Below are 3770 nucleotides of genomic sequence, written 5' to 3'. Positions count from 1 at the left end.
CCCACCCCGTGGGGAGTCACCCCTTTCAGGGGAGGCCTATATTCTTCATCTTTTTGTTGTCCGCCGGTTTCGGCAAAGGGGAATCCCGTTGAAAACATTCCACCGGAATGTTTTCAAAATCATAGTACTGCAAGCGGCAAACAGGGCGGAGCGGTCTTGTTCGCTCCGCCCTCGAAAAGCTGTCGCTTTTCTCACCCACCTGCGACCTGTGCCCAGAAGTATGGGCACGGGGATTTCGCCGTCTGCGGACGGCGACTTAGAGGGCACGTGCCCTCTAAGAACACCTCGCCAGCTGCGCTCAGCTGGAGCAGCCTGACGAGTTTAACAGCTCCGGTTTTTTTCGTTTTCGCACGATGCTTTCCATGTCCCCTGACACAAACCTGCGGACACGGCTCAGCCTGTCCATACGGAAGCCGGCACGATACAGCGCACGGTTTTACCGCTTTCCGGCAAATTCGGTCACATACCGCACAAAAAATTTTCAACAGCAGCGGGATTTTTTTCATTTTTAAGAATTCTTTAAGAAAAGGCCGTTATACTAAGAGGCAACAAGAGGTACTTCCCATACTTCTGCCGTTTCAATTCCATCTTAGTACGGAAGTTGCCGTGGTGCGCCGGTCTGTTCCGACCGGCAGTCCTCAGCGGGCTTCCCGACCAAAAGGAGAAGTGAGCAATATGAAAAAACAATCCCGCCGCATTCTGGCCAGTGCTGCGGCACTATCCATTCTATGCACAGCAGCAATGCCGGCGTTTTTCCCGGCTGGCGCAGCCGGCACAAAAGGTTCCGGCGATCTAAACGGCGACAGTCAGGTGACCTCCGCCGATGTCCTGCTGCTGCAAAGCGCCCTGCTGGGCACACGCACCCTGACCGCAGCGCAGGCGCAGAACGCCGATGTCAACGGGGACGGCAGCGTCAGCGGCGCTGACCTCAGCAAGCTGCGGCAGATGGCTGCCAACACCGACCCCGTGAGCGACGCCATCACCATTCATCTCAGCGACAGCGGCATCACCGTCGAGGGCGACACCAAGGGTGTCACCTCCGTTTCCGGCAAAACCGTCACCATCTCCGCCTCCGGCAACTACGTGGTAGACGGCAGCATTACGGACGGTCAGGTTCTGGTGAATGTGCCGGACACCACGGCAGATGCGGAGGCGGTTTCCCTGTTCCTACAGGATGTGACCATGTCCTCCTCCACCGGTGCACCGTGCATTCTGGCACAAAGCGCCCAGAAGCTGAAGCTCACCTGCGGCGGTACGAACACGCTGACCGACACGGCAGCGGCTGCCAATGCCTGCCAATGCTGATACCGGCGGTGTCATCTACGGCAACTGTGACATCACCGTCACCAAGAACAGCACCGGCTCGCTGAACATCACCAGCAGCATGAACACGGCAATCCGCTCCAAGGACGACATCAAGCTCAACGGCGGCGACATCAGCATCAACACAGATGTCGATGCCACTTCTGACGCCGACGCCATCCGGGCAAATAATACACTGGAGGTAGACGGTGCTACGGTCACTGTCACCTCCTCCGCAGACGGTCTGAAGTCCTCCAAGGAGGATGTGTCCATTCTGTCCGGCAGCGTGTCCATTAAGGCGGGCAACGATGCGGTACAGGCAGCAACTGCCCTCAGCATCTCCGGCGGTACGGTGACCGCCAGCGGCGACCGCGGCTTCACGCTGGACGAAAACGGCGCACTCTCCATCACCGGCGGCGAAGTGCTGGCAACGGCAACGGACTACGCATTCGACAGGAATGCATCCGGCGCAGCCGTCACACTGGACACCTCCGGCTGCACCCAGGGCGTGGTACAGCTGGACTATGCCGCAGAGTGGAAGAAGAACAGCACCGTCACCCTCAAGAGCGGCAGCAGCACCGTCTATGAGATGACACCGGCCAAAAAGTACTCCTATGTGCTGGCAAGCAGCCCGAACCTCTCGGCATCCGGCAGCTACAGCCTGTACACCGGCAGCACGCAGATGACCCACGACGGTTCCGATAACGGCACCTTTGCTATGACCGGCATCCTCACCAAGTTCACCGGCGTCAAGGAACTGTCCGGCGGCAGCAGCACGCCCGCAGAGGACAATGTGGCAACGGCTCTGGTCTACAGCGGCAGCAGCGTCACAGCGACCAACGCTTCCGGCAGTGTGGTTTCCAACCCCTCGAACCTGACGATCTCCGGAGCCAATGTAACAGTTACCGCTTCCGGCGAACTCTCTGTCAGCGGTGAAAGCACCAGCGGACAGCTTGCCGTCAATGTGGATAAGACCGCAGAGCCGGCGGGAAAGGTCGTTCTGAATCTGGAGGGGCTGACTCTCTCCAACAGCACTGCCGCACCGATTTATGTGGAGGCGATCGGGGACGAGGTTCAGATCTCCGCCAAGAACGGCACCACCAACACCATCTCGGACGGCGTTTCCCACACGGACACCTATGTGGACAGCGACGGCAACACCAACACGGTCAACGGTGCGATCTTCTCCAGAGATGACCTGAAGCTCAAGGGCAAGGGCGTTCTCATCGTCAACGGCAACACCGAGGACGGCATTGTGTGCAAGAATGACCTGAAGATCTGGAACGGCAATATTACCGTCAACGCCGCAGACGACGGCATCCGCGGCAACGACTCCGTGCGCATCGGCGATCCGGATGCCACCGACTACAGCACCCTGTCCGTGACGGTGAACACCAACAACGGCAGCTCCGGCGGGGACGGCATCAAGACCAACTCCGACGAGGACGGCAAGGGATACATCACCATCAGCGGCGGTACCGTCAACATTGACTCCTACGCCGACGGCATTCAGGCAGAGCAGACCTTCACCATGAACGGCGGAGAACTGTACATCACCACCTATCAGGGCTCGAACTTCTCCGACAGCGCCTCCAGCTGGGGCGGCCCCGGCGGCGGCATGGGCGGTGACGGCAACTCCAACAAGACCGACATCAGCGCCAAGGGCATCAAGTCGGTGGGCGTATACGATTCTGCCGGCACCACATGGCAGAGCGGCGGCGACCTCATCATCAACGGCGGCACCATTCACATCGATTCCTCGGACGACAGCCTGCACTGCGGCGGCGACATGCAGCTGCTGGGCGGCAGCATGACCCTCGCCACGGCGGACGACGGCGCACACAGCGACCACGCTCTGATCATCGGCAGCACCGGCGGCGGATACGATGCGCCTTCCGTGAACATCACCAAGTCCTACGAGGGCATCGAGGGCGTGGATATCACCCAGAACAGCGGCACTGTTATGGTCACTTCCAGCGATGACGGCTACAATGCCGCAGGCGGTGCAGACGGCAGCGGCAACAGCAGCGGCGGCGGCTGGGGTCAGGGCGGCTGGGGCGGCCCCGGCGGCAACTCCAGCGGCGGCAGCCAGACCATGACCTTCAACGGCGGCTACACCTATGTGAATGCAGCCGGTGACGGTCTGGACTCCAACGGCAACATCTACTTCAACGGCGGCTATATCTTTGTTTCTCAGACCGGCGGCGGAAACGGCCCGCTGGACTGCGGCGACAGCAACAACTCCATCACCTATTCCGGCGGTACGGTCATTGCGGCAGGCAGCAGCGACATGTTTGAAACACCCAGCAGCTACTCCTTCCTGTCACGCACCTCGGTTTCTGCCGGACAGACCATTACCTTTGCTGACGCAAGCGGCAATGTTCTCGCCACCTTCACCCTGCCCAACGGCTCTTCGGAGATGGTAATGTCCAGCAAGGAATCCAGCGTGACCTGCTACACCGGCGGCA

The 3770-nt window shown here is 59.9% G+C and carries 2 protein-coding genes; both read left to right on the top strand.

The features are described 5' to 3' along the window. The first annotated feature begins 675 nt into the window (after positions 1-675). Positions 676-1305, top strand: coding sequence for a dockerin type I domain-containing protein (locus QZL66_RS07540; protein ID WP_022411124.1), 630 nt, complete (start codon positions 676-678; stop codon positions 1303-1305). After that, positions 1289-3770 (top strand): carbohydrate-binding domain-containing protein (locus QZL66_RS07535; protein WP_293601973.1); only part of this gene is annotated, 2482 nt, incomplete at its 3' end. The genes QZL66_RS07540 and QZL66_RS07535, both read left to right, overlap by 17 nt.

The sequence above is a fragment of the Ruminococcus sp. CAG:330 genome, from assembly GCF_000437175.1.
Classification (GTDB): domain Bacteria; phylum Bacillota; class Clostridia; order Oscillospirales; family Ruminococcaceae; genus Ruminococcus_C.
The sequence above is the reverse complement of the archived record's forward strand: the minus strand, read 5'-3'. Positions and strand labels throughout refer to the sequence as shown.